The sequence below is a fragment of the Psychrobacter sp. CX10 genome (assembly GCF_057621575.2).
Genome location: NZ_CM177736.1, coordinates 2,053,039 through 2,079,126, shown reverse-complemented (window position 1 = coordinate 2,079,126; position 26,088 = coordinate 2,053,039). Strand labels below are relative to the sequence as shown.

Below are 26,088 nucleotides of genomic sequence, written 5' to 3'. Positions count from 1 at the left end.
CGTTTTCCTCAGTCTTCAAACTTATCAATCTCAGCAGTTAGATAGCCCACTAAGTCATCCCCACTTTCCATTAGCAATTTAAGTTTATCAGGATTAACCAGGCGAGCAAGCTCCTCTTCGGTAAACAATTGCTCTTCTGGGGATAATTGGCGTTGAGGATTACCCGTAGCATTGTTTTCAATCTGCTGCAAATGCTGATCGACATTTTCTGCACTTGAAACTGTGTGGTTTGAAGCTGTCTGCATGGTATTGATTTTGGTAGCGTCTTTAATTTTATCTGATGAGTCGTTACTCATGAAAACCACCTAATTTTGGTAGGGGTAATTAATGCATTTAAAGGCACATCCCAAGGTCGAGTGTCAAGTTGCTTGACCACTTGAAACTCATAACACCAACCTACCCGAAGCGGATGTCTGCGTAGATTTTTAGAACTGCTGTATTGGTAAGATTTAGTAAATGTCGTGTCATAAAAACCGCCGCCCATGCCCATTCTATTGCCATTTTCATCTGCGGCTACTAACGGAAAAAAAACCACATCCAAATCATCTGGGCGTACTAAATGACGCTGTTTAGGCTCCTTCATGCCAAATGCATGGCGTACCGTACGTACGTTTGTTAAATGAGTGTGCTTGATGCGAATAAAGCGCATCTGCCTACTATCTTTGCCGAACGTATAGATAACAGGTAGGTAGGCATCAAATTTCATTCGCCTACACCAATCTAAAATGGGCTGTGTGGGCAGTTCACCAAAATCATCAATGTATAAGGCAACTTTAGCACGCTTTGGCAGACGTGTATTAAGGCGATTTAAAAAAGGTTTGGCTTGGTTAGCGGCCGTCCGTCTTTGCGAGTCTGATAATGCTCGACGTTGACGGTTAATGGTACGTCTATCAACTTTTTGAGTCATCTTATTGTGGCCTTAAGGCTGTTTCATTAAATAAATTCGATGTGTATTTTGTGAATATTTAACTTTACACACCAAGTTCAAGGCAGCCTCATACATTAACATAAATGCGATTGCTCGCAACTCGTGCTATTATAATCGCACCATATTTATTAGAGTTTTTATAATAAAGACAAATCGAAACAAAGTATAAATCTCAATTATTTACACCATAATAAACTTCAAATTTTATAAAAAACAGGAGACATCATGTCAACTCGCATAGAAAAAGACACCATGGGTAACGTAGAAGTACCAGCAGACGCCTATTGGGGCGCTCAAACCCAGCGTAGCCGTGAAAACTTCAAAATTGGCGGCGAAACCCTACCACGCCCGATGATTGAAGCGATGGCAATGGTCAAAAAAGCGGCCGCCATCACCAACGCTAGCCTTGGTCGTATCGAAGAAGAACAACGGGATCTTATCGTAAAAGCAACTGACGAAGTCATTAACGGCGGTCTTACCGACCAGTTTCCGCTGGTGGTGTGGCAGACGGGTTCTGGTACGCAGTCAAACATGAACATGAACGAAGTGCTTGCCAACCGTGCTAACGAAATTGCGGGTAGCGAGCGAGGCACATACAAGCCTGTACATCCAAATGACCACGTAAACCACGCACAATCTACCAATGACAGCTTCCCAACTGCCATTCGTGTTGCCGCCGCTCGCCAAATCAACAGCTTGCTCATCCCAGCGGTAAAAGCCCTGCGAGACACGCTGGACGCCAAAGCCAAAGAGTTCGACAGTATCGTAAAAATTGGGCGTACTCACTTGCAAGACGCCACCCCGTTAACATTGGGTCAAGAATTCAGCGGTTACGTCGCCCAACTAGACCTCGCCCTAGTGCGTATCGATAACGCCCTACAAGGGCTGTATCAACTGCCACTAGGCGGTACTGCTGTCGGTACAGGTCTAAACTCACACCCTGATTATGCAGTAAATGCTGCCAAGCAGCTCTCCGAGCTAACCGGTCTGCCATTTGTTACCGCCCCCAACAAATTTGAAGCCTTGGCCGCTCGTGACGCCGAAGTTTTCGCCTCAGGTGCGCTAAAAACCCTAGCCGCAAGCTTAAACAAAATCGCCAACGACGTACGCTGGTTGGCATCAGGGCCTCGCTGTGGTCTTGGCGAGCTAGAAATCCCAGCCAATGAGCCAGGCTCATCTATCATGCCGGGTAAGGTTAACCCAACTCAATCAGAAGCGATGACCATGGTCGTGGCTCAAGTAATGGGTAACGATACCACCATCAGCATGGCGGGCGCATCGGGCAACTTTGAGCTAAACGTTTATAAGCCGGTGATTGCTTATAACTTACTGCAATCTATCAAGCTGCTGGGCGATGCGTGCAACAGCTTTAACGAAAACTGTGCAAGCGGCATTCAGCCCGTGAAAGAGAAAATCGATCATTTCTTACACAACTCGCTCATGCTGGTCACAGCGCTAAACCGTCATGTTGGCTATGAAAATGCAGCGCTAATCGCCAAAACGGCGTATAAAGAAAACAAAACGCTAAAACAGGTTGCGGTTGAGCTAGACTTATTAACCGAAGATCAGTTTGACGAGTGGGTTATCCCAGAAGACATGGTCACGCCTAAATAAGCCACTTTAGCCAAGTCCAACATTCAAAAAACACCCTGTCATTGATATGGCAGGGTGTTTTTTTAATTGGTTATTTAACACAGTATTCACTTAAGCCTTCTTTATGTTTAATATACAGTATAGGCATAAGGTCAATTCTCATTTCACGTTTTATAATCTCTACAGTTTGCCATTGCGTTTGATTTGGTAGTAATAAGTCTATTTTATTATCTTTCAAAAGACATTCGGTTGATGCATTACAAGAGAATAAAGTATCACTGAGACCTACAGCGCCATTACAATACTTAATATGAGCATGATTCAGTATCCAATCATCATTGTGCAGCTGTAAGTAGCGGATACTAAACAGAATGCCATAAGCGATAAGTGGAAATAAAAGTATCCCAATAATCAATGTATTAACTAAGTAGCCCTGTTTCGATTGAGTCATAACGCGTTTTCTTTTTCTATTATAATTTTTTGAAGCGTTGACTGGTTAGGGTGTTATTAATCACAATCAACGTTTTGATATTATTCAACTTCTATCCTGACATATTAAATTGTGTAAAGGTAGAGTCCTAATAAGTCCTAAAAAGTAGTAACACAGCCATGAAAACGTTGAGACTTTAGGTTTAATAAGCTGTTTATTCTGCACGTTATACGTAAGGATTGTTAATACCAAGCTCATTTAAAATGTCAATTTCAAACTTTTCCATCTCATCTTGTTCAGCTTGTCCAAGCTCATGATCAAAACCTAGTAAATGTAAAATACCATGTACCAGCAGATGGGTGACATGATCGGCAATGGTCTTATACTGCTCTTTAGCTTGTTGGGCTACCACTTCATGACAAATGATTAATTCACCAAGGGGTATTTCAGGTATCTCTAATAATATAAACCCAGGTAATTCGCTTGGATAGGAGAGGATGTTAGTCGCATAGTCTTTACCGCGAGCTTCTAAATTAAGTGCTCGACCTTCATTGCTGTCCGTCAGATATACCCCGAGTTGCTTGGGTTTTGATAGCCAAGTTGACTCATTAAACTCTGCAAAATAGGGCAGGGTTACTAACTGTGTTTGTATATATTGCAAAGTGGTGTTTAGTACGGTTTGGAGGTGAGACTGAGGGTAGAACTTCTCCACCACCTCATTCTTAACAGCGTCAGAAGTGCTCACGTCTATGATGTGCGAAACAGAGTCAGTCATGATCAGTTTAATCCAATAAAAATAAGAGGGATAAGTTTATAGAAAATAAAAAGCCGGATAATGCTATCCGACTGGTTATAAAATCAAACCAAATTTAAAATTAAACCTAACCAAAAAAACAGTTAAGAGTTGCTATTAGCTTCAGCTAGTTTACGTTCATGTTCTGCTCTACGTGCCTGCTTACGAGATTCTTTAAGTACTTCTTGCTCTTCGTCCCAAACACCATAAGCCTCAACAATTTTTTGTACTAATTGATGGCGGACCACATCTTTAGACTCAAATTTAGTGATGTGGATTTCATCAATTTTACCTAAAATTTGAATGGCTTGAGCCAATCCTGACTTGTGTCCACGCGGTAAGTCGACCTGGGTGACGTCACCGGTAATGACTGCTCGAGAACCAAAGCCTAATCGAGTTAAGAACATTTTCATCTGTTCAGGTGTGGTGTTTTGAGCTTCATCTAAAATAACAAATGAATTGTTCAAAGTACGACCACGCATATAGGCTAATGGTGCAATTTCAATGATCTGCTTCTCGATTAATTTACCTACTTTCTCAAAGCCAAGCATTTCATAAAGTGCGTCATATAAAGGCCGTAAGTAGGGATCAATTTTCTGGGTTAAATCACCGGGTAAAAATCCAAGCTTCTCGCCAGCTTCAACCGCTGGACGTACTAATAAAATACGCTCGATTTCATTACGCTCTAACATATCGACAGCGCAAGCTACTGCTAGATAAGTTTTACCCGTACCGGCAGGACCGACACCAAAAGACACATCAGAGGTCAAGATACGCTGCACATAGCGCTGCTGATTGCCACCGCGTGGGATGATTTTACCTTTTCGAGTCTTAAGTGCAATTGAGTCATAATTGGCTTGTTCATCGTACTCATAATCATCTGAATCTTGTTTTTCTTCAGTCTTTTTAGGACTAGCAAAAGTATCAAAATCACGTGACATGCTGGCTTGGATAACCAAATGCAATTCTTGAGGGGTAATGTCTTTTTCAGACTGAGCCTCATCTGCCAGCTTATTAAGGATGAAATCCCCGCGCTCTACAGCAGTTAAATCTCCGGCTAAGATGAACTTGTGTTGACGTTGATTGATATGGATGCCAAGACGCTCTTCTATGTACTTAAGGTTGTTATTGTATTCACCAACCAGAATCTTTAGCTGAGAAGAAGTCAGAAAATCAAGATTAATTTTACGAGTGACGGTATCAGTCAAGTTAGAATCCTTTTGTAATGTATATTTTAAAGCAATATATTTATTTTGGTTGCTTAATTATTATGGATGTTTAATAGGGAAATTCAAGCGAATGCGGCCACAGTGTTAGACGATTTTTGTAAATTATAAGTTTAGATGGCTTTTAATTTTGAAAAGCTGAACTTAAATTATAGATATGAGTAACCGTTAAATAAATCAGTTATCTTACGTAGAGTAGGCCAAACAAACTATACTATTTAAAGCCAGTGATAATAAAGCCAAACCTTAGGGTATCATGTTAAGATACTAATAAGACTAGCATAGAATAGTGCAATGAATCGTCCTTAAAAATTAAAGAAATTTATTAAAAATTAAATATAAGTCTTTCTTATTAATAAATGCAAAAATTATTTAAGTGGAAAAATTCTAAGAGTAAATTATGACAAACCAATCACATAGTAATACTATTACTCAATCAGCAAATAATAATCAAACCTTAAAGCAGCCTGAATCTACTTTAGATCATAAAAATGACACTGCTGTTAATAAAAATACCATAACTGAGCAAAAAGTGATTATCGCGGGTGGTGGGCATGTGGGCTTATCATTCGCTTTATTATTATCCAATCAAGGCATAGCCAGTACGATTGTTGAGCGTAATACGTATCCCAAGATCAGTCCCAACGAAGATGCTAAAAGAACCCATTACCTAGACAGTCGCAATACGGCTTTGTCCAGACGTACGGTACAAATTTATAATGAAATAGGACTTTGGGATGAGCTGCAAAGCCATGCTTGCCGTATTGACTCAGTGCAAGTAAGCGAGCAAGGTAGCTTTGGTTATGCTCAGCTCAATAAAGAAGAAGAAAACGTAGAGTCTTTTGGGCAAGTGATGGAAAACGCATGGCTTGGGCGCAAGTTACTATTAGCGGTACAACAAAACCCCTTAATAGTATTAATCGATGGTGCCACAGTAACTCAAGTTAAACAGTCATCAAAATCAGCAACCATCACTTATGATACAGACGATGAAAAACAACAGACCTTAACTGCTGAGCTGATAGTAGCTTGCGATGGACGTGATTCAACAGTACGTAACTTATTAGGCATTTCTACTAAGGATTATGATTATGGTCAGTCTGCTATTGTTGGGGTAGTTCAGACCGATAAGCCGCACGAGCATATTGCTATTGAACGCTTTAGTCCGGCAGGTCCATTGGCAGTATTGCCATTAACCGATGCGGATGGCGATGGTAATAATCCCGTTCAAGCGGGCTATCGTCGTTCAGTAGTGTGGGTCTGTCCTAGAGGTGAAGAGCAACAATATTTGGACAATGATCAGCTGTTTATGAAGACCCTACAGCAAGCCTTTGGTCAACGTGCTGGTACTTTTGTAGAAACGGGAAGACGTGGTGCTTATCCGTTGACTCGAGTATTGGCAGAGCGTCAGGTAGAGGGCCGTGTGGTGATTATGGGTAATGCCGCCCATACCTTACATCCTGTTGCTGGGCAAGGGTTTAACTTATGTATGCGTGACGCTCAAGTGCTGGCAAAGATGCTAGGTAATCAAGTCATGCGCGGCGAAGACATTGGCGATAACCAAACGTTAAAAGCTTATGAACAGGCGCGTCAAAAAGATCAAAAACGGGTGATTCGTTTTTGTGATGCGGTAGTGCATGGCTTTACCCATCCTAATCCGGCAGTAAAACTGGCAAGAAATGTGGCATTGATTGCCTTTGATAAGCTACCCAATGTAAAACCTTTGGTAGCGAATTATGCAATGGGGCTTAAGTCCTAAATTATGCAGATTTGGATGGCAGCAATTTTGATTTTAACTGATTGATAAAAACTCTGGACTGCTTTATGGCAACACCTACTTCAACACAAACTCTAATAATTGGTGGTGGCATTGTCGGTGCCACTTTGGCTTTAAAATTAGCCTTACAGCAACACAAAGTTATTTTGATTGATGCGCGTCCCAAACTTACTGCGGCTCAATGGCAACAAAAACTGCTGCAACGGGATGCTCGTGTATTTGCTTTAAGTTTGGCCAGTATTGAGCTATTAAAGCAGGTCGGTGCTTGGCAGATTATTGCTCAGTCTAAACGCAAAGCAGATTACACCCAAATGCAAGTCTGGCAGCAAGATGGTAAAGGTGAGCTGAATTTTGGCGATGAAAAAGTGCCACAATTATTGGGTTCAATGGTCGAACCTTTTGTGATTGAACAAGCCCTATATCAAAGGTTAGGCGAAGAAGATGTGGCTAAATACTTAAACTTAGTAGCAGGTCATAAAGTGACTATGCTGGATTGGTTAGGCAGCGAACAAGGCTATCAAGTTCACTTAGATAATGGCGATAAGTTACAAGGTAAGTTGTTGGTTGGCGCGGATGGTCGTGGATCCCTGGTCAGACGAGAGGCGGGTATCGGTCTAGACACTTTTGATTACCATCAAACGGCTATATGTTGTGCGATTAAGACTCAAAAGCCACATCGTGCTACAGCCCGTCAATTGATGTTGCCTACTGGGACTTTGGCCTTATTGCCATTGGCAGATGTCACTGAGGAAGATAAAAGCAATCCACAACACTGGCAGTCGGTGGTTTGGAGTTTACCGCGTAATAGAGCCATTGAATTACTACAGCTTAATGAACAAGATAGCGATACTTTACGCAGAGAGTTGGCAGCGGCGAGCCAATATGCTTTAGGCGATATCGATCAGCTTGAATCCATTGCAAGCTTTCCATTAAACGCTCAGCAAGCCAAACACTACGTGAAAGATAATTTAGTGCTGATTGGAGATGCCGCACATGGGGTACACCCTTTAGCCGGTCAAGGTCTGAATTTGGGTATGCTCGATGTGGCAGCTTTGGTTGAGATATTAGGTGAGGATTATCAGCGTAGTGGCGGTAGATGTTGGGGCGAGCTTGCGACCTTGCGTCGGTATGAGCGTACGCGCCGCCCTCATAATAGTGTAATGATGCATAGTTTCTCAGCTATTAACGGATTGTTCGCTGGTGACTTTGCGACTTTGCGTCCGGTACAGCAGTTGCGAAGTGAAGGCATGTATCAAGTTGGTAAAATTAAGCCGTTAATGCGGTTTTTTACTCAGAAGGCGAGTGGGATATAAAAGAACTAATTTTTGGGAAACATTAAACTATAATCTTTGTAGTATAGATGTACCATTATCCAAAAGAAGCGAAAATCACCATCAACACCGGCGCTACTATATTAATAATAAAACCAAAGCTAATCGCTAAAGGGACAATACCTAAGCCGCCAGATTGTTGAATAACCGGTAACGTAAAGTCTAAGCTTGTGGCGCCGCCTAGCCCAACAGCGGCTGAGGGATAACGTCTCATAAAAAAAGGAATAAATAATAAAGCGAAAAATTCACGAACCAAATCATTAAATAAAGCGATACTACCCCAGACAGCACCATAAGCATCGGTCATTACAATGGCTGATAAAGAATACCAGCCAAAACCAGACGCTAAAGCCAGACTTTGAGTTAAGCTTACTTCATCGATGAGTAACCAAAATAAAACGCCGCCTACCAATACCGACAGGGTGAAAATGATACTGGTCTGCATACCGCGTTTACTAAGTAAGACTTCTTTTAATGTAATGCCTGAGCCTTTAAGACCGATACCTACTAGCAAGATCAGCAACATCAAAAGACCGGTCATGGTGGTCTCTGGAGGGGTCATGCTTAGTGGTAATATTCCGCCAATCAGAAATCCAAATAACACACAAAATACTTGAATCAGACTACCACGAATACTAATTTTATGCTCAGTGGTAGTAGTCTTAGATGAGGGGTGCCAAGGTATCAATCGATCAAATAGCATCAAGCCAGCTAGACCGCAACCAATAGTGAGTACTGATAAAACCCCAACATAAAAAATAATATCGTTAATCTGACTGCCCAAACCTTCCACCTGTGCCAACTCTATACCGATTAAAGTTAGGATAATATAGACCAGATAGCCGAGCATTTTTTCTGAATAATGGACCAAGGTTTTATTTAACGGTAAGGCGAATCCGATAAATAATGGGGTTAATACCAGAATTAAGGTGATCAAATTGTCTATATTATGGGGTGTTTGCATGAGGGGTAATATTCAGGCACAGTAGAGTAGATTACGTCTTGGCTGCTCGATTCAAAGTAGTTAACAAACTAGCCTTTGAGTCACGCAAGCCAAGACAAACAGACAGCGATTTTACCATAGCTATATGGATTAGGGGCAATCCTATTCCTATATAGTTGTTAAGGATTCTAGGAAGCTTGAACTATTGAATCATAAGGGTATGGTTTAAATTTCTTTGTAGTCGCTGATTGCTCATTATCATCATTAGATGATGTTTTGGTATGTTCCTTGTTTTTATAGCGGTTTTTAATGTAGTTTTCATTGGACTTTTCACTGTATCTTTCATTGTATTTTTCAACAGTTAAAGGCGCGATAATACTGGTACTAGCAGTTTCGTTAAGAGTGGGAAAGTCCTCTCTATAATGACCACCACGACTTTCAGTACGAGTAAGGGCAGATTGCAACATGAGCGATGCTAAAGTTAGTAGCCGTCGTAAGCGGAATAGCTCTAAATGACTAGGCTTCGATAATTGGTTGGTTGAAGGTAGATACTGCAACTGCTGCTTAGACATCATAACTTCACGCAAGGCATGCTGTAAATCGCTTTTATTGCGTTGTATGCCCATATTAGAGGTCATTAATTGCTTTGTGTCAGTTAATAGAGACCTTAAGTTCAGGGAAGTAGGGTGCTGTTTATTAGAAGCTGACTCCTCACTATTGAAATTGGATTGAGTCAAATAGTCTAAAGAGACATTAAAGTGTGGCAGTTGCAAGGACTCTGTCTTCAACTCAACTAACGCATCAGAGTCAGATATATTTGATTTAAAGCGTGTAGCCAGTTGTGAGGCTATGGCGCGACCAACGACCACACACTCTAGTAGTGAGTTACTGGCCAAACGATTGGCACCATGCAAACCGGTATTGGCAACTTCCCCTGCTGCATACAAACCTTGGACATCCGTTTGTCCCCGAGCATTGGTTAATACCCCACCACAGGTATAGTGGGCGGTGGGTGCTACAGGTATTGGATGCTTAGTTATATCTATACCTAGACTTAAACACTGAGCATAAATATCAGGAAAATGTTGTTTGATAAATTGAGCTGGTTTGTGCGAGATGTCTAAATGCACATAACCTAAGCCATTTTTTGCTATCTCATTAGCAATGGCTCTTGCCACGATATCTCGTGGGGCCAACTCTTCACGAGCATCATAGTTTGGCATAAAGCGTTCATGAGTTAATGGACAGCGGAGTAGACCGCCTTCCCCCCGAACAGCTTCAGAAATTAGAAAATTACTGCTGCCATTTTTATCCTCATAGAACAAGCCCGTCGGATGGAACTGAATAAATTCTAGATTGGCCAAACGACAACCCGCTTCCCAAGCCATCATTATGCCATCACCGACACAGACATTAGGGGCGGTAGCTCGTCTAAATAACTGGCCCAAACCACCGCTGGCTAGGACGACGGTTTTACTGATAATACTTAATAATTCATTGGTCTGGGTATTTATAACTTCTGCGCCTACACATTTTTTAACCTCGTTGCCATGACCTTCAAGACATTCATGACCTTCTAAGTTGCTAGCACTACTATCAAAATCACTCTTAATATTAACGTCGTCCTTAGTAGTAACAGTAATTAATTGTAGCGCTTCAGTGTAAGGCAATAGATTAATGTTTTCAGCAGCTTGGGCTTGCTGATGTAACTGAGTCATAATATGTCTGCCAGTTGCATCATCGGCATGGGCTACGCGGCGGCACCCATGTCCCCCTTCTTGAGTCAGATGTAAATCTGCTAAAGTAGCGTTATTTGATAAATTTGAATTATTATTCCTGGAGCATGAGTCAGGAAGTACATGAGCCTTGGTAGTAAAAGCTACGTCGCGTTCGAGTAACCACTCAATGGCATAGGCGCCCTGGGTTAAAATTTGGGTGGTTGCATCAGCTTCACACAAGCCATCCCCAGCGATTAAAGTATCGCTTACATGATCGCAGACCTTATCATCACTATCAATCACTGCGGCTATACCGCCTTGAGCATAATAGCTTGAGCAGTCGCTGAGTGCTTCTTTAGCCAATACCGTCACTTTTAAATGCTTCGGTAGTGATAAAGCGGTTGCCAAACCTGCCAAACCTGCCCCAATAACCAACACATCACAGTGTGAATCCGATTGTGCATTATACGATGGGTTATCTATTTTAGCTGTTTGACATATTGTCATAACTTTTATCTCGTAAAGGTTTAAATTAGATCTGCTATAAACTGAATCAGTAGTATCTTAGGCAAATTTATAAATTAAGCGGTATGTACAATTACGCTGCGCCTACATTTTTAAATAGCTCACGATCCTTAATAAAATCTCCACTAGCAGCCACTCGGCGTTTTTGTTCAGCAGCGAAATCGAGCATACGCTGCAAAGGTCTTAAGGCAGCTTCTGCTAATTTGGGATCTAGATGAATTTCACCTGTGCCTTCTTCTAAGCATTGTTCAATACCTTTTAGACCATTCATTGCCATCCACGGGCAGAAAGCACAGCTTTTACATGTAGCGCTCTCACCAGCAGTCGGTGCTGCCAAAAATAGCTTATCCGGTGACTGCTTTTGCATTTCGTGCAATATCCCAAGGTCAGTACCGACGATAAAGGTTTTAGCGTCCATTTCTTTGGTAGCATTTAATAATTTACTGGTTGAGCCAACCACATCTGCCAATTGCACCACACTGTCAGGTGACTCTGGGTGTACCAAGACTATCGCATCGGGGTAATCGGCTTTTAATTGATGTAACTCTTTAGCTTTAAACTCATTGTGAACAATACATGAGCCTTGCCATAGCAACATATCAGCGCCGGTTTCTTTTTGGATGTACTTACCTAAGTGGCGGTCAGGACCCCAAATAATTTTTTCACCACGTTCATGCAGATGAGTGACAATCTCTAAACCAACTGATGATGTTACGACCCAATCAGCACGCGCCTTAACTTCAGCACTGGTATTGGCATAGACCACCACAGTGCGGTCGGGATGTAGATCACAAAATGCACTAAATTCATCAATCGGGCAGCCTAAATCGAGCGAACATTCTGCCTCTAAATCAGCCATAAGTACTGTCTTTTCCATACTTAAAATTTTTGCCGATTCGCCCATAAAGCGAACGCCAGCAACTACTAAGGTATCGGCTTCATGCTCTTTACCGAAACGGGCCATCTCTAAGGAATCACCAACGCAGCCACCAGTCTCAAGGGCTAAATCTTGAATATAAGGATCGACATAATAATGCGCTACTAGTACCGCATTGTGTTGTTTTAATAAACGTTTGATATTAGCGACAACTTGTTGACGTTCACTACGAGAAAGCTCTGCGGGTATCTTAGCTTGCGCATACTCGATTGCTATATTATTAGCCTTAGACGGATGGTTACTTTGCGAAATAGTAGGGGCGTCATAGGCAAAGAGCTCTACTTTTTCTGCTGTTCTTACTTTATCTATGAAGACTGGACTGGCTTGAGAGGCTGTCATAATAATCCCTATTACACGGTTAAAATTTAATAGATAGCTATTTCCAAAAGGTGTACTCTAATTATGCTCATTTTGAGCATAATTACAAGAATTTTTTTATCTAGAGTTTAAGGTGATGTTTATCAAGTAGTGTTTAAGTTAGTCGTAGTGTAATTGTAAAGATTAAACGATATACTAATAGATTAGGTTTTATGAACTGCAAAACCCTCAAAATAGCAGCACTAAAATAGCATCATCTAAATTGTCAGCAACGCTTTATTTAGATTAATAATAAATATTATTTAGATTAATAATAAATATGACTTTGTCTTTTTCACACGCCCACAGCGAAGGTAGTGGTACCACCGAGGTGGTAGCGGTACTTATTGCAATAACCAATAATCGGGCCCGAGTTCTTACCGTAGATGGGGGTAAGTTATTGCCTAATGGGCCGCTTATGCCATTGCACCGTTCATTGCAAGCAGGGGTGCGTCAATGGGTAGAAGAACAGACACAACAACCTTTAGGATATATTGAACAGCTTTATACCTTCGTCGATACCAACCGTCGTAACAAAGACGGTCATGCTTTAGTGTATGTCAGTTACATGGGCCTAGTACAAGAGGCCGTACAAGAAGCAAGACAAGAAGCAGTTCAAAAAGCTACGTCTAAAAACAGCGATGACTATCGCTCAAATGCTACTCAATATTCCTCTCAATTGAGTTCTGAAAATGGGGCGCGCTGGCGAGATTGGTACGATTACTTTCCTTGGGAAAACCATCTACAACCACAAAATAATAATACTCAAATCATCCAAAAGCTTAAAAAATGGGCGGAATCAGCAAAAATCAGTACAGAGCGAACCAAGCGGTTACAGCGTATTTATTTATGTTGGGGTGGTGATTGGGAGCAAGATTCAGATTTTAAAGAGGTGATGGCTAGTAAAGACAGTCATAGCAGCTCGGCCAAAGAGATGTTTAATAAATGGGTGGCCGAACACGCGCTTCTGCGTTATGAGATGTTATATGAAGCTGGGTTATTGCCAGAGTCTCCAGAATATAATGCCACCAAGCTTCCTAATAATTGGCAACAAGTCATCGGCGAACCTATGTACTATGATCACCGACGGGTGATTGCCACTGCGATTTCAAGATTACGAGCAAAGATTGAGTATCGTCCTCTGATTTTCGGGTTAATGCCCGAAGAGTTCACCCTGTTACAGCTACAGCAAAGTGTCGAAGCTTTGTCTGGCGTCCCGTTACATAAACAAAACTTTAGACGGCTGCTTGAAAGCCAAGATCTACTACAGCCCACAGGTAATAGTAGCCAAACAGGTCGAGGAAGACCCGCTAAACTGTATCGTTTCCGTTTTGATATAGGTTTACAGAGTTTACTGATGGACAGTAAGCTGCCTAAGAGTAGCTATCGTTAAATAAATAGGCATTAAATAAATAGGTCTTAAATAAATAGGTCTTAAATTATTATGCCCTCAATAGGTAGGGATATTAATATATATAGCTATTGCAATGATAATTTGCAATGCAAAATGGGCTGCAACTAAGTATGTATAAACGGCTTTAATCGACCTTTGCAGTAATTAATAAAAGATAATATATTGCTAATCTCTTTTATCTCCGTTATATTTATGCTCATAATGAGTATTATTAAAACAAGTTTAAATATGATATGTGAGTTTAAAGTTTATTTGTTTTTAGTATTTTTAGGTTATATTTAAAACTGACTACCATAATAATCTATATATACCAATCTATATAACTGCTAAGGACCACCTATGCCTGCTTCTATTGATAACATCGCTAAACTTGACAATAAAGGTAAGAATACCATTGAGCCCCCTTTAAATGATGTCATATTAGCGCCTTTAGTTGAAGCTGCACTCATAGAGGATTTAGGTCGTAGAGGAGATGTCACTTCACAAGCGACTATTCCAGCAGTTAAGCAAGCAACGCTGACATTGACTGTCCGCGATGAAGGTGTAGTGTGCGGTATAGATCTAGCAAGACTGGCATTTGCTCAAGTGGATGCCTCTATCGAATTTACAGCACACACTCAGGATGGTGCTTGGGTTACAGCCGGTCAGACTCTGGCAACCATTAGTGGTAATGCCCGCAAGTTATTAACCGCTGAGCGTACGGCGTTGAATTTTATGACCCATTTAAGCGGTATTGCTACGGCAACTAAAAAAGTAGTAGATTTGGTTGCCGATTATCCGGCACAAATAACTTGTACTCGTAAAACCATACCTGGTTTAAGAACAGTGCAAAAGTATGCGGTGCGCTGCGGTGGTGGCCGTAATCATCGTTTAGGATTAGATGATGCCATCTTAATTAAAGACAACCACATTGCGATAGCCGGTAACATTGCTAATGCTATCGCTCAGTCAAAACAATTGGCAGGTCATTTAATACCTATTGAGATTGAGGTTGATACTCTAGAGCAGTTGCAACAAGCTATTGATGCCGGTGCAGAGCTGGTACTATTGGACAATATGAGTCCTGAAACATTAAGTAAAGCGGTAGCAATATGCAAAAATCATCCAAGTGGTCGCATTAAGACCGAAGCTTCAGGGGGCATCACCCCAGATAAAGTGGTAGAAGTCGCCAAAGCTGGGGTTGATTTTATAGCTATGGGATATTTAACTCATAGTACTAAAGCGCTAGATATTGGTATGGACTTTTCTGCATAAAGTACTAATTAATATCTATTTTTGGGTACAATGTTGTATTTTATTTATGCGATTTGAATATTCGATATTAATTATATGATATTACCTATGCGATAAGGTCTCACTTGGTTTATGTTGCAATATGATACATTGAAGATACACAATTGGCTGATAACCTTATAAGCTAGGGTTTTTACAATTTAATGTATGTGTTAAAATCGCCACTTTTTGTAGGCTGAGGCGCCCATTATGGACACCGAAATTGTCAAAATAATTTTGGCATTTGTGGTACTAATTAATCCATTTAGTGCCTTGACTTTATTCCTAGATTCTACTCGTGGGTTTAAACCCGACGATAGACGTAGCTTCGCTAGAGTTGCGGTAGCTACTGTGTTCATTACCATCACCTTTTTTACTATAGCCGGTGAATTGCTTCTTCGTGCCTTAGGGATTTCGATAGGGTCTTTCCAAGTAGCGGGCGGTATCTTGGTATTTTTAATTGCCATTAACATGATGAATGGTGAGGGTAACCCGGTTAAACCAGATCAAGATAATGTGGAATGGGATGAATGGACGGACTGGACGCCTATGGAGGGTAATATCGCTGCTGCAGTTGTTCCTCTAGCTATACCTATGATTATCGGGCCTGGGGGTATTTCTACGGTAATTATTTATTCTTCTCAAGTGACATCTTGGAAACAAAAACTTGCTATTATCGTATCTGGTCTTATTATCGCTATATTTTGTTATATTTCTTTAATGGCTGCAGGTAGACTCAGCCGCTTTTTAGGCGATACGGGTCTAAACATTATAAGCCGGGTGATGGGGATGTTATTGGCTGCAGTATCTATTGAGATATTAGTCAGTGGTTTAAGAACTATTTTTCCTCAGCTCATGTAGGATTACAATCTTTAGATGTCCCTCTTGATTGCATCTATCATGGTATTAATAAGGTCTCAGTAGATTTGCAGAGACCTTTTTTATACCTCACTTTCAACTCTTGACGTAGGCTGGGGTTTTAGCCCAGCGTATCAGGGTAAAAATACATTACGCTAGGCTTGAAGCACCAGCTTACATCGATTTGAAATAAGTTGTGTGGGGTTTTTAAGTAAAAAATAAATAAATCAATCAACCAAATAGTTCTGTTACTAACTAGACGAGTCAACTGCTGTATAAATGCCATGCCAAATAAAGCATTAATATCCCAACCATGGCGTCTAATATATTCCATGCTTTAGGTTTAGTAAACAGAGGGGATAATAGTCTTGCCCCATAGCCCAAGCAAAAAAAGAACACGAACGATGCACTCACTGCACCTAATCCAAACCACAGTTTACTGTCTGCGCCAGTAGATACCATTCCCACTAAGACTAAAGTGTCTAAATAAACATGCGGGTTGAGCCAAGTAAATCCAAAACATAAAAGAAGGGCTTTTTTTAGACTCGCTACATTTTGGGTATCTTGAGTTAAGGCATGAGATTTAGTAATACTGGCATAAAGACTTAGTAATCCATAGACTAATAAGAATAAAGCGCCGCCAAGTTTTGCAATATTTACCACATCGGGATATTTAGCGGTAATACTCCCAAATCCAGCGACTCCAGCTGTTATTAATAAAGCATCTGATACCGCACAAAACAAACATATAGCGAAAACATGCTGTCTTTTTAAGCCTTGTTTTAAAATAAAAGCATTTTGTGAACCAATTGCTAATATAAGTGATAAGCCCAGGGCAAAGCCTGATACATAATCCATCTAGTTATCTCAGGGTAAATTATTAAAATAGGGTCATGAAGTTATAAATTTGACTAAAAAATTTAATGGAAGCTTAATTATAATGGAGATTAGCTTAAAATGAGTTTAATTCCTCAAATAATTGTTAAAAACTTAAGGATGGTAATATGACTCAAGCAACGGCAATGGTACTGATGTTTATACTATACGGTTTGCTACCAGCAACTGGAATATATTTAGGCTATCGTGGTATCAAAAAATTAACTCAACCAAAAATGCTTGAGTATAAATCGATGCCAGAGTTGGGTTATATCCCTGAGAAGAGTCTACCTACTGACGTAAGGCAGAAGTTAGATGTCATCAATGACAAAGGTGAGAAGTTAAAAACGCTTTATGGAGATACCAATAACGACGGTGTGATTGATGATACAGATGCGGTAACTGAAACTTATATCATGATAAAAAAAGTTATGGACACTCACATCCCTGAAGCTGTGGCTGATTATCGACGCCTTCATGACTTAGATAGCAAACCCAATAAAACTGTTGTGCTTTCTGCAGAAAAAAGCAGTGAAGAGAGCCGCGCTGATACCACTAAGATCAAAAATTCGAATATGACTGGTAGAGAAGCTTTAATGGAAGTATTGAATACAGTAGACAGTCAGTTTGATGGATTGTTAGATGCTGCATACCATCAAGATGGTCAAAAGCTATTAGCAACCAATCGCTATTTACAGCAACGTTTCGAAAACTAAACTTTAAAAAGTTAAACTCAAAAGTTTTTTTATTTTTTTATAGCATTATTATAAACAGCAGTATAGTTAGAAAATAGAGTATACAGATAAATTAACAGGTAGGAGTATAGGGTTTTAATGAGTGTGCTTATAGGGGCTGGCATATTGGCAATAGTAGCTACAGGCTATGTTGGCCGAAAAGGATGGCTTGCTTTCCACCGCGCGGTAGGTATTACACCGGGCAAGCTTGAGTATGTGGACCCTGCACAATTAGCACCACCGCCTATGTTGCAGCTTACTTTAACTGAAGATCAAATTAATGGCTTACCGACTGTCGTGGTTCAGCAGCTTTTACGTATTGATGGCAAAGCGGATATTTTTCAGCAGTGGCGTAATGAAGCAATTGCAGCCAGTAAAACGCCTGCCATTTCTGAAGATGAGTTTTTGGTGAGTAAACTGCTACAAACCCGATTGCCAGAACTAATAAACAGTTATCAACGTATTGCACATCACGAGCAAATGCTGCAACAAACAGAGCATATAGCTAAAAGTAAAAGCAAAACAAAGTCTATATCATCCGCCTCAAAAAATAGAGCTCTAATCAGTGAAAACCAAATCAGTGATAATGAGGCACGTGCATTAGGATTGCTTGAGGAAATACTGGTTAAAATCGAAACCAAACTTGATGGCTTGTTAGAGAGTTGTCAAAGTGACGCTTTGCAAGTGATGCAACGTTATTTAGAACAGCGAAAGTAAACGCTTAAATGATCAATTATATAAACCCAAAATTAAGCCCTTAGTCATAAACTAAGGGCTTTTTAGATCTAAAACATTAACTTATACAAAGTCAAATTTAACGTTTGCTACCGCGGTTGCCAGAACTTATATTAGAAGTATTATTACGAGTTCTAGAGTTGCTGCGAGCTGGGCGAGCTTTGAGCGGTTTCTTTTTAAAGCGCTCTTTTTTCTCTTTCGCTTTGCCGTGCACGCCCATGTCTTCACGAGGGCGTAGACCTACCAAATCAATCAAACGGTGAATCTCTTTTCTATCGAGTTCAATAAAACGTCCCGTACGCAATTCTTTCGGTAAATCCACTGAACCATAACTGGTGCGTAATAAGCGACTCACTTTAAGACCTTGAGATTCGATTAGGCGGCGTACTTCACGATTACGGCCTTCTTTAAGCTTAACGTGATACCATTTATTAACGCCTTCACCGCCACCTTGCCTAATGTCTTCAAACTTGGCCAAGCCATCTTCTAAGGTAACCCCATCAGTTAGGTTTCTCATCATTTCAGGGGTCAATTCGCCCAATACACGTACTGCGTATTCGCGAACAATTTCATTAGACGGGTGCATTAAACGATGCGCTAATTCACCATCGTTAGTAAATAATAATAAACCCGTAGAGTTGATGTCCAAACGGCCAACCATAATCCAGCGATCATGGGTTAGCTTTGGTAGACGTTCAAATACTGTGGTACGTCCCTCAGGGTCATTAGCCGAACAAATTTCACCTTCAGGCTTGTAATACGCCAATACACGGCGACGTTTTTCACGCTCAGATTTATACTTGATTAAACGGCCATCAACACGAATTTCATCACCTTGTTCTACGCGGTCGCCAATAGTTGCAGGCTTTTGATTTATAGAAACTCGACCTGACTTAATGACTTCTTCCATTTGACGACGTGAACCTAGTCCCATACGGGCTAAGGCTTTTTGCAGTTTTTCCGTACCAGCTGTACTGGTCTGAGTGGTTGAAGGCGTTGATGTGGTTTGAGGATTAATATCGTTTTGATTTGAATGAGGCATAGTATGCATCCTTGAATCGGTGAGTGGCTACATTTCACAATGTAGATAAGTTTTTAATCAGGATTGACTGATTTTAGAAGTGCATTATACGTCAATTAAGATATTGTAGGGTTAAATAAAATATAAGTAATGTTATTGGTTCTTAAATAAGAATCTAACTGTGCTTAGTAACCCAGTCCAAAACCGTTGGCCAGACCTCTTTAGCAGCATGACGACTTAAAAATACACTTGTATGGTTATAATCGTTTAAATCTCCCTTAGCCACTGCAAACTCTCGGTACCGGTTTTTGGATTTTTTAAAAGCCTGTAAGTATTGAAGACAGCCGTTAGGAGGCGCGATCGTATCACCTGCAGCACATATAGCATAGATTGGCGTAGTAATGTTTGGCATAAGACTGCAATAATCGAGAATTTGAGAGGTTGTGATCGTATTAGGAGTTTTAAGGTTATGTCCTTTGTAGCACAAAGCAGTCGAACGTAATAGCTGCTGTTTAATAGGGGTAGGTGTATAGCTGTTGAAGTTCTGATTTAAATTCCAGTCCATCCATTGCGACAGTAGATAATAGCTTTCATTCATGGTACCAAGCTTAAGAGATTTGCCTTTGACAACCCCAAGCTTGCGAGTAATGGCCTTTAGAGTCATTAACTTTACGAAGTGTAATGGAGTGCTTGCGGCAGCAAAGGCTTGGCAAGCAAACATAGTAATGCTATTTATTTTGTCAACAAACTGAGGATATTGAGTTAAGCATATCGTCAAACAAATGCCACCACCACTATGAGTCACGCAGTGAAGGTTTTCTAATTTAAGATCGTTCAATAAATAGCTTAATGTGGCTTGCACATCATAAAGGCCAATATCTTCCACATTATAACCGGTTTGCGGTTTGCTGCTACTGCCATGACCGCGCCATTCCATGATGTAGCACTGAAACCCTAACGAGGCAAAATAACTGGCAATCCCTAAGCATACCCCTTTATCTGAGAACGCACCATGCACAAACAATATGGTTTGCTTTTGCTCATAATAAAGTTTGTTTTCAGCTTGCTCAGCGACGACATCTGCATCGTTTATTTTCCAAACCGCTATCTGTTGATTGTCAGTCGTAGTTACTAAGTTTAGGGTTTTATTTATGGTCATCAAGTATCTTATATCCTTATAAGTAGTGGGCTGTACTCCATGTAACAGGATACCCTATAGTAGTATTAACTAATAAGAAGTATCAACTAATAAGAAGTATCAACTAATCACGTGTCAGATTCAATTCTGGCAAAGGTGGAAGCTGAGCCAGACCCTCTAACCCAAAAGCGTCCAAAAACTCAGGCGTTGTATAAAGTAGAGCAGGGCGACCTAAAGTTTCGCGATAGCCTTTCTCAATTATCCAGCCTTTATCGAACAATTGTCTTAAGATATTACTTGAGACAGTAACGCCGCGCACTTGTTCAATATCACTACGGGTGACTGGCTGCTTATAAGCAATGACGCTTAAGGTTTCAAGCAACGCCTGACTTAAATTCTCCAACCGCTGCGGGAAAACCTCTTGTATAAGCGCGCTATACTCACTACGTATTTGCAGTCGATATCCACTGGCTGACTCGCTTAAAGATAACACCCCTGTGCTCAGTCGCTGCTGCAAAACTACCAGTGCAGTTTCTAATTCTTGCTTGGACAAGGATAAAAATTTTCTAAGCTGGCTGGCAGTTAGTGGCGTTTCTGAAGCGTGTAATAGTACCTCAATCCGGCGGCTTAATAAATCATAACGATTGAACGTCGTTAACTCATCCTTATTTGCAGACTGTTTTATTGAGGGTATTTCTGATGGGGTTGCTGCTTCTTCTGCTTTTTTAACTGCTGAATCAAGAGTGCTATCTGCTTCTGCTTTGATATTCATAGGGTCATTGGTTAATTTCGGCATTAAAATTTACTGGCTATTAAAATATAAAATTGGAAAAGGTGTTGAACTTAAATAGGATTAGAAAGTAGCTAATGGACTAAGACTTAAGTTAAGCCACCCAGCGCAGTTTTAAAGTCGATAGGGTGTCGCTGTTATCGGTTTGGTTATCTAACTCAAGAATCACGGTTTTATTGTCTATAACGTCTTCATTAACACTTATGTTTTCAATTACTTCTATAAACTGTCTTTTCATCAGTTCAAGTACAGCGACAAAGCTGACCACTACGCCCAATCGTCCTTGACGGTTATCAAGTAGTTCTACAAATGAGCCTTCACCGCGTGCACTCAGCTGACGACTAATACTAGCGATACGATCCGATAATGGCACTGGGTCTACTTTAATATTATGCATCTGATAGTCAGGCTTTAATTGCATCTTAAGCAGACTCTCTACTAACATCTCGGCAGGATAGCTGGGTAACTGTGCGGCCATAATTTCGGGCTCAGGCAAGCTAGTCATGGCTAAGAACACGTCACGCTCAAGGCGTATTAAGGTATCAAGACGACGAGCGGCTTCTTTGATTTGAGCGTAATCCTCTAAACGTGAAATCAATTCAGCTTTTGGGTCACGCTCATCATCAACCTTCTCTGGAGCAGGTAATAGCAGCTCAGTTTTAATAGCAATTAAAGTAGAGGCCATTAGCAGATAGTCACCTGCCAACTCAAAATGATCGGCATCTAGCTCATCTATATACGCCAGATATTGCTCTGTAATGGGCAAGATAGCGGTATCTGTAATATCAAAATTATTCTTTTTTACCAGATACAGTAAAAAGTCTAGTGGTCCTTCAAACTGCTCTAACCAAATTGCAAACGCCTGAGGTGGGATATATAAATCCTCAGGCAATGATTGCACAGGCGTGGTATAGATCCGGACACTAAGCTCGTTTGCAGGAGTAGATTCAGAGTCGTTATCAATCTGTACTGCCTGCTGCTTCAAGTTCCCTGAGAGCGTATTCAAGTCCTTATTTACCTTAATTTAAGTGAGTGGAGTCGCTAATGATCACCCAACATTTACTTTAGCTTTGCCAATGGCTTAATACCAATAGCTCGGCGGGTCTTGTCCAGTTGTTTACGACTATAGCGGCGAGCTTTATCCGCCCCCATCTGTAGTATTTCTTCCAGCTCTTTTGGATTAGCCATTAGCTTAAAATAGCGCTCACGGAAGGGCGCAATTTCGCCATTGATCTTTTCAAATAGGATTTGCTTGGCATCGCCCCAAGCAATACCGGCTTCAAACTGTGAGCGTAAGTCGGCAACCTCTTCAGGGGTCGCAAACGCTTTATAAATCTCAAATATCACCGAATCGTCGGGGTCTTTGGGTTCCTCTGGTGCTTGTGAGTTTGTGACAATCTGCATCACCGCTTTGCGAAGCTGCTTTTCGGCGTCCATTTGAGGGTTGTATTCCCCAAATAAAGGAATGGTATTGCCATAACTTTTGCTCATTTTGCGACCGTCAAGACCTGTCAACAGGGGTATGTCATCATCAACGACTGCTGACGGTAGGGTAAATAAGTCTTTGTACTTATGATTGAAGGTGCCGGCAATATCACGCGCCATTTCAATATGTTGGATTTGATCGCGTCCGACAGGCACATGAGTAGCATTGAACATCAAGATATCTGCAGCCATTAAAACAGGGTAGCCAAATAGCCCCATGGTAATATTATGGTCAGCGTCGACATTGGCCTTCTCTAAGTTGGCATCAACCGCTGCTTTATAGGCATGAGCACGGTTCATTAGCCCTTTTGAGCAAGAACAATTTAAAACCCATGCAAGCTCAGGTATTTCGGGCACGTCAGATTGACGATAAAACACGACTTTTTCTGGATCTAAACCACAAGCCAGCCACGTTGCAGCAATCGCTTTGGTTGACTCATGAATTTGCTTGGGGTCATAGCATTTAATAATGCCATGATAATCTGCTAAAAAGAAGAACGACTGGTCTTGATCATTCAGGCGATTTTGTGAGGACCGTATAGCAGGGCGGATAGCGCCGACATAATTTCCCAAATGCGGGATACCCGTTGTTGTGACTCCAGTAAGAACACGTTTAGGTTGGCTGTCTGCTGAGGTTGTTTGGGTTTGATTGACGTCAGTGTGGCTCATAATGTTCCCGATTTATATAATAGCTTATTTGATTTATTATGGGTAAGGAGTTAATGAATTAAGGTTGATAGATAACTTTCAACGGATGAATAAGTTACTAAATATGTAATGCAACAGTATATCAAATCTTTGTAGTTTTTCTGAATGAGAGTTCAAAAGTTATCAAGCATAAGAGGTTTTTATCATCTTTCAACCCATTCCTAATTACTTATCTATCGATATTAATCTGATCTTTATGAAATTTTTAAGTTGATTATTTGAAATTTTTACATAATACTTGAGTGATATGGCGTACTTAAGGATAAAACGCTATTGCATACAAGCTATTACCTCTTCCTTCACCAACTCAATTATCATACTCCCTCAACTACGTAAGGATACACGTTATGGGCATGTTCGACTATAAAAACTACTCTATTGAAGAATCTACAAAACTTGTAGAAGATACCAGCAAACTGGCTGCATATACCAATTCATTTAGCTTTTTTAATTTCATTCCTGGTGTAGATGCCCTAAATTCACTTGGTGGATTATTAGGCGACTATTCTGCAAATACTATTGATGTCAGTGTTCCTGATGGATGGCGTGAGTTAACCTCTTCAGACTTTGGTGTCAGTAAAGATAGTGTCGATAATGCCGGCTATTTTACCATTCCAAGTCTTTATACGGGCACCGCATTGCCAGGACCTCAAGCCAAAATCTTTGGTCAGTATAATGATGCTGGAGAGTTAGTCCGTATTAATTTTAATGTAGCAGGCACTAATGCTCTAACAGACATACTTGACTATTTTAACCTGAATACGCGCGAGGGTGTTGAGCTGTATGAGCCTATTTTAGAGATGGTCCGTGATTTTGCCCTTGATAATGGGTTAGATGCTACTGATGTGGTATTTAGTGGCTATAGTTTAGGGGCATCTGTTACCAATGTGTTGGCAGCAGAGCGAGAAAATATTGTCGATGGCTTTTTTACCGATTCTGATTATATTGCGCATGCCGTGCCAACAATCTATGATAATGGTGATGTGGTCTTAAACGTCGGTTATGAAAACGATGTGACTCACCGTGTGACTGGTAACGAGCCTGATTTTATATCTGCCATTCAAGCTGCAGACCCTGGCCTTGTTAATCCGGATAAAGAGTTTAGTAGCTCTACTGACAACTTTGTGCTCTATAATGACGTATACGCGTCTTCTATATGGGATGTCAGCCCATTCTCTTTTATAAACATAGCAACCGGTTGGTATGCACATGTTAATGGCATTACTTCCGATGCCATCTCACGTGTTATCGACTCTTCATTTTATGATGATACTCAGCAAGATAGCACCGTGATAGTGTCCCAGTTGTCTGCCTCAAAACGAAACAGAGTTTGGGTAGAGGACGATTATGCGCCTACAAGCTCAAGCCACTTTGGCACCTCAGCTTTTTTAATTGGCACAAAGTATGGCGACAAAATAGCGGGTGGCACCAACTATGACTATATAGATGGTGGTCAAGGTGATGATATTATCAGAGCTGGCATCGGCGTTGATCATATCGATGGCAATACGGGTAATGATGAAGTACGAATAGAAGGGCGTAGTCGTGACTGGGACATGTACAAAATGTCCGATGACACCTTATTCTTTGTTGATAAAGATGGCATTAACTTAGTTGAAGCAGACAACGTGGAATCTGTAAGCTTCCAAAATGAGATATTCAGTCATTATTCCAATTACGACATCACCAACAGTGGCTTACAAGACAGTCGTTTCTTTATGAAATGGTTTAAACGTGGTCAAAAAAGCTTTTTAGATCACGAAGAAGGCACTATCGGAGATGATGAGCTAGCTGGTCAAACTGTTTTCGCTCGTGAAGGTAACGATACTGTCACCGGTACTAGCCAGGCCGATATCTTACATGCAGGACGTGGCGATGATGTCATCATGGCGATGGGTGGTAATGATCGTGTCTATGGCGCTGAAGGCGATGATGTTATTGATGGCGGTGCGGGAAATGATACGTTAATCGGTGGCGTTGGCAATGATACCTTTGTTTTCGATGCCCTATCTGGAAATGATGTCATCAAAGATTTTAACAATGATGCAGGTTATACAGACATGCTACAGTTCTCATCAGACCTATTTAGTGATGTCAGTGGACTTAGCGCTCAAACCAGTCAAAACGGTGACAATGTTTCAGTAGCGCTTGGCAATGACTATGTATTGACGGTTGAAAACTGCATGGTTGATGACGTGTTAAGCTGTGCTGTCGTTATTTAAATCAGTATTGCTAATTTAAAGTGCTAGTTATATATACTGAACAAAAATCTCAAGTACTAATGTGTTTGAGGTTTTTTAATTTATTTTGAAGGAAGTAAACATTAATAAATTGATAATAAATTACTATACTTGTAGATAAAATAATAAATTGTGGCGACGACTAGATCACGATATATATTTTAAAATGTGCACCAAAAACTTTAAATCATTACAAATTGTTATCTATTATTATTAGTATAGTCTTAATTAAACCTTTAAATTGCTTATTCTAAATTTA

Annotated in this window: 23 protein-coding genes; 9 read left to right on the top strand and 14 right to left on the bottom strand. The window is 40.6% G+C overall.

The window, feature by feature from the left end; all coding sequences use genetic code 11:
• Positions 1 to 8: 8 nt before the first annotated feature.
• Both AC21OH_RS08380 and AC21OH_RS08375 read right to left on the bottom strand, forming a co-directional pair.
• Positions 9 to 296: a hypothetical protein gene (locus AC21OH_RS08380; protein WP_487370920.1), complete on the bottom strand. Its 288-nt coding sequence runs from the start codon at positions 294 to 296 to the stop codon at positions 9 to 11.
• A complete protein-coding gene (locus AC21OH_RS08375) occupies positions 293 to 907 on the bottom strand; it encodes a 5-formyltetrahydrofolate cyclo-ligase (protein ID WP_487370921.1) in 615 nt (204 codons plus the stop codon). The genes AC21OH_RS08380 and AC21OH_RS08375 overlap by 4 nt, the downstream gene beginning before the upstream one ends.
• 246 nt (positions 908 to 1,153) lie before the next feature.
• Between AC21OH_RS08375 and fumC the strand changes: the two genes are divergently transcribed.
• Positions 1,154 to 2,542, top strand: a complete 1,389-nt coding sequence (gene fumC / locus AC21OH_RS08370) for a class II fumarate hydratase (protein WP_487370922.1) — start codon at positions 1,154 to 1,156, stop codon at positions 2,540 to 2,542.
• Between the two features lie 70 nt (positions 2,543 to 2,612).
• Here fumC and AC21OH_RS08365 read toward each other — a convergent pair whose 3' ends face one another.
• The 3 genes from AC21OH_RS08365 to AC21OH_RS08355 form a co-directional block, all read right to left on the bottom strand.
• The gene (locus tag AC21OH_RS08365) at positions 2,613 to 2,972 is read right to left on the bottom strand and encodes a hypothetical protein (protein WP_487370923.1); all 360 of its coding nucleotides are present in this window, start codon (positions 2,970 to 2,972) and stop codon (positions 2,613 to 2,615) included.
• A gap of 205 nt (positions 2,973 to 3,177) precedes the next feature.
• Positions 3,178 to 3,726, bottom strand: a complete 549-nt coding sequence (ybeY, locus tag AC21OH_RS08360) for an rRNA maturation RNase YbeY (protein ID WP_487370924.1) — start codon at positions 3,724 to 3,726, stop codon at positions 3,178 to 3,180.
• 122 nt (positions 3,727 to 3,848) lie between these two features.
• Positions 3,849 to 4,952 (bottom strand): PhoH family protein, encoded by a 1,104-nt coding sequence (locus AC21OH_RS08355; protein ID WP_486535564.1) that lies wholly within the window; start codon positions 4,950 to 4,952, stop codon positions 3,849 to 3,851.
• 418 nt (positions 4,953 to 5,370) lie between these two features.
• Here AC21OH_RS08355 and AC21OH_RS08350 point away from each other — a divergent pair, with 418 nt between their 5' ends.
• Entirely contained in the window at positions 5,371 to 6,729 is a 1,359-nt protein-coding gene (locus AC21OH_RS08350) for a UbiH/UbiF/VisC/COQ6 family ubiquinone biosynthesis hydroxylase (protein ID WP_487370925.1), read from the top strand.
• Between the two features lie 65 nt (positions 6,730 to 6,794).
• Complete coding sequence (locus AC21OH_RS08345; protein WP_487370926.1) at positions 6,795 to 8,060, top strand: FAD-dependent oxidoreductase; 1,266 nt, start codon at positions 6,795 to 6,797, stop codon at positions 8,058 to 8,060.
• Positions 8,061 to 8,115: 55 nt separating this feature from the next.
• Here the strand turns inward: AC21OH_RS08345 and AC21OH_RS08340 are convergent, their stop codons facing one another.
• The 3 genes from AC21OH_RS08340 to nadA all read right to left on the bottom strand — a co-directional run bounded on the left by AC21OH_RS08340 (position 8,116) and on the right by nadA (position 12,540).
• The gene (locus AC21OH_RS08340) at positions 8,116 to 9,042 is read right to left on the bottom strand and encodes a LysO family transporter (RefSeq protein ID WP_487370927.1); all 927 of its coding nucleotides are present in this window, start codon (positions 9,040 to 9,042) and stop codon (positions 8,116 to 8,118) included.
• A 167-nt stretch (positions 9,043 to 9,209) separates the two neighbouring features.
• On the bottom strand, positions 9,210 to 11,246 hold the full coding sequence (gene nadB, locus AC21OH_RS08335) for an L-aspartate oxidase (protein ID WP_487370928.1): 2,037 nt from the start codon (positions 11,244 to 11,246) through the stop codon (positions 9,210 to 9,212).
• A gap of 91 nt (positions 11,247 to 11,337) precedes the next feature.
• Entirely contained in the window at positions 11,338 to 12,540 is a 1,203-nt protein-coding gene (gene nadA, locus AC21OH_RS08330; RefSeq protein WP_487370929.1) for a quinolinate synthase NadA, read from the bottom strand.
• Positions 12,541 to 12,838: 298 nt separating this feature from the next.
• On the opposite strand from nadA, the gene AC21OH_RS08325 reads away from it, so the two are divergent.
• From AC21OH_RS08325 to AC21OH_RS08315, 3 genes are all read left to right on the top strand, one after another.
• Entirely contained in the window at positions 12,839 to 13,951 is a 1,113-nt protein-coding gene (locus tag AC21OH_RS08325; protein WP_487370930.1) for an NUDIX hydrolase, read from the top strand.
• 360 nt (positions 13,952 to 14,311) lie between these two features.
• Positions 14,312 to 15,226, top strand: a complete 915-nt coding sequence (gene nadC / locus AC21OH_RS08320) for a carboxylating nicotinate-nucleotide diphosphorylase (RefSeq protein WP_487370931.1) — start codon at positions 14,312 to 14,314, stop codon at positions 15,224 to 15,226.
• A 228-nt stretch (positions 15,227 to 15,454) separates the two neighbouring features.
• Positions 15,455 to 16,105, top strand: coding sequence for a MarC family protein (locus AC21OH_RS08315; protein WP_486535556.1), 651 nt, complete (start codon positions 15,455 to 15,457; stop codon positions 16,103 to 16,105).
• 261 nt (positions 16,106 to 16,366) lie between these two features.
• On the opposite strand, the gene AC21OH_RS08310 is transcribed toward AC21OH_RS08315, so the two are convergent.
• The gene (locus AC21OH_RS08310; RefSeq protein WP_486535555.1) at positions 16,367 to 16,960 is read right to left on the bottom strand and encodes a LysE/ArgO family amino acid transporter; all 594 of its coding nucleotides are present in this window, start codon (positions 16,958 to 16,960) and stop codon (positions 16,367 to 16,369) included.
• A 146-nt stretch (positions 16,961 to 17,106) separates the two neighbouring features.
• Between AC21OH_RS08310 and AC21OH_RS08305 the strand changes: the two genes are divergently transcribed.
• Both AC21OH_RS08305 and AC21OH_RS08300 read left to right on the top strand, forming a co-directional pair.
• Positions 17,107 to 17,694 carry a hypothetical protein gene (locus tag AC21OH_RS08305; protein ID WP_487370932.1) on the top strand — a complete coding sequence of 196 codons (588 nt, stop codon included), beginning with the start codon at positions 17,107 to 17,109 and terminating at the stop codon, positions 17,692 to 17,694.
• A gap of 117 nt (positions 17,695 to 17,811) precedes the next feature.
• Positions 17,812 to 18,429, top strand: a complete 618-nt coding sequence (locus AC21OH_RS08300) for a hypothetical protein (protein WP_487370933.1) — start codon at positions 17,812 to 17,814, stop codon at positions 18,427 to 18,429.
• 97 nt (positions 18,430 to 18,526) lie between these two features.
• On the opposite strand, the gene rluB is transcribed toward AC21OH_RS08300, so the two are convergent.
• The 5 genes from rluB to trpS form a co-directional block, all read right to left on the bottom strand.
• On the bottom strand, positions 18,527 to 19,381 hold the full coding sequence (rluB, locus tag AC21OH_RS08295; RefSeq protein WP_491140417.1) for a 23S rRNA pseudouridine(2605) synthase RluB: 855 nt from the start codon (positions 19,379 to 19,381) through the stop codon (positions 18,527 to 18,529).
• Positions 19,382 to 19,643: 262 nt separating this feature from the next.
• Entirely contained in the window at positions 19,644 to 20,627 is a 984-nt protein-coding gene (locus tag AC21OH_RS08290; RefSeq protein WP_487370934.1) for an alpha/beta fold hydrolase, read from the bottom strand.
• A gap of 103 nt (positions 20,628 to 20,730) precedes the next feature.
• Positions 20,731 to 21,402, bottom strand: a complete 672-nt coding sequence (gene scpB / locus AC21OH_RS08285) for an SMC-Scp complex subunit ScpB (protein WP_487370935.1) — start codon at positions 21,400 to 21,402, stop codon at positions 20,731 to 20,733.
• Between the two features lie 88 nt (positions 21,403 to 21,490).
• Positions 21,491 to 22,360 (bottom strand): segregation and condensation protein A, encoded by an 870-nt coding sequence (locus AC21OH_RS08280; RefSeq protein WP_486535645.1) that lies wholly within the window; start codon positions 22,358 to 22,360, stop codon positions 21,491 to 21,493.
• A gap of 95 nt (positions 22,361 to 22,455) precedes the next feature.
• Entirely contained in the window at positions 22,456 to 23,550 is a 1,095-nt protein-coding gene (trpS, locus tag AC21OH_RS08275) for a tryptophan--tRNA ligase (RefSeq protein ID WP_487370936.1), read from the bottom strand.
• 386 nt (positions 23,551 to 23,936) lie between these two features.
• Here trpS and AC21OH_RS08270 point away from each other — a divergent pair, with 386 nt between their 5' ends.
• Positions 23,937 to 25,811, top strand: a complete 1,875-nt coding sequence (locus tag AC21OH_RS08270) for a calcium-binding protein (RefSeq protein ID WP_491139533.1) — start codon at positions 23,937 to 23,939, stop codon at positions 25,809 to 25,811.
• Positions 25,812 to 26,088: the final 277 nt, after the last annotated feature.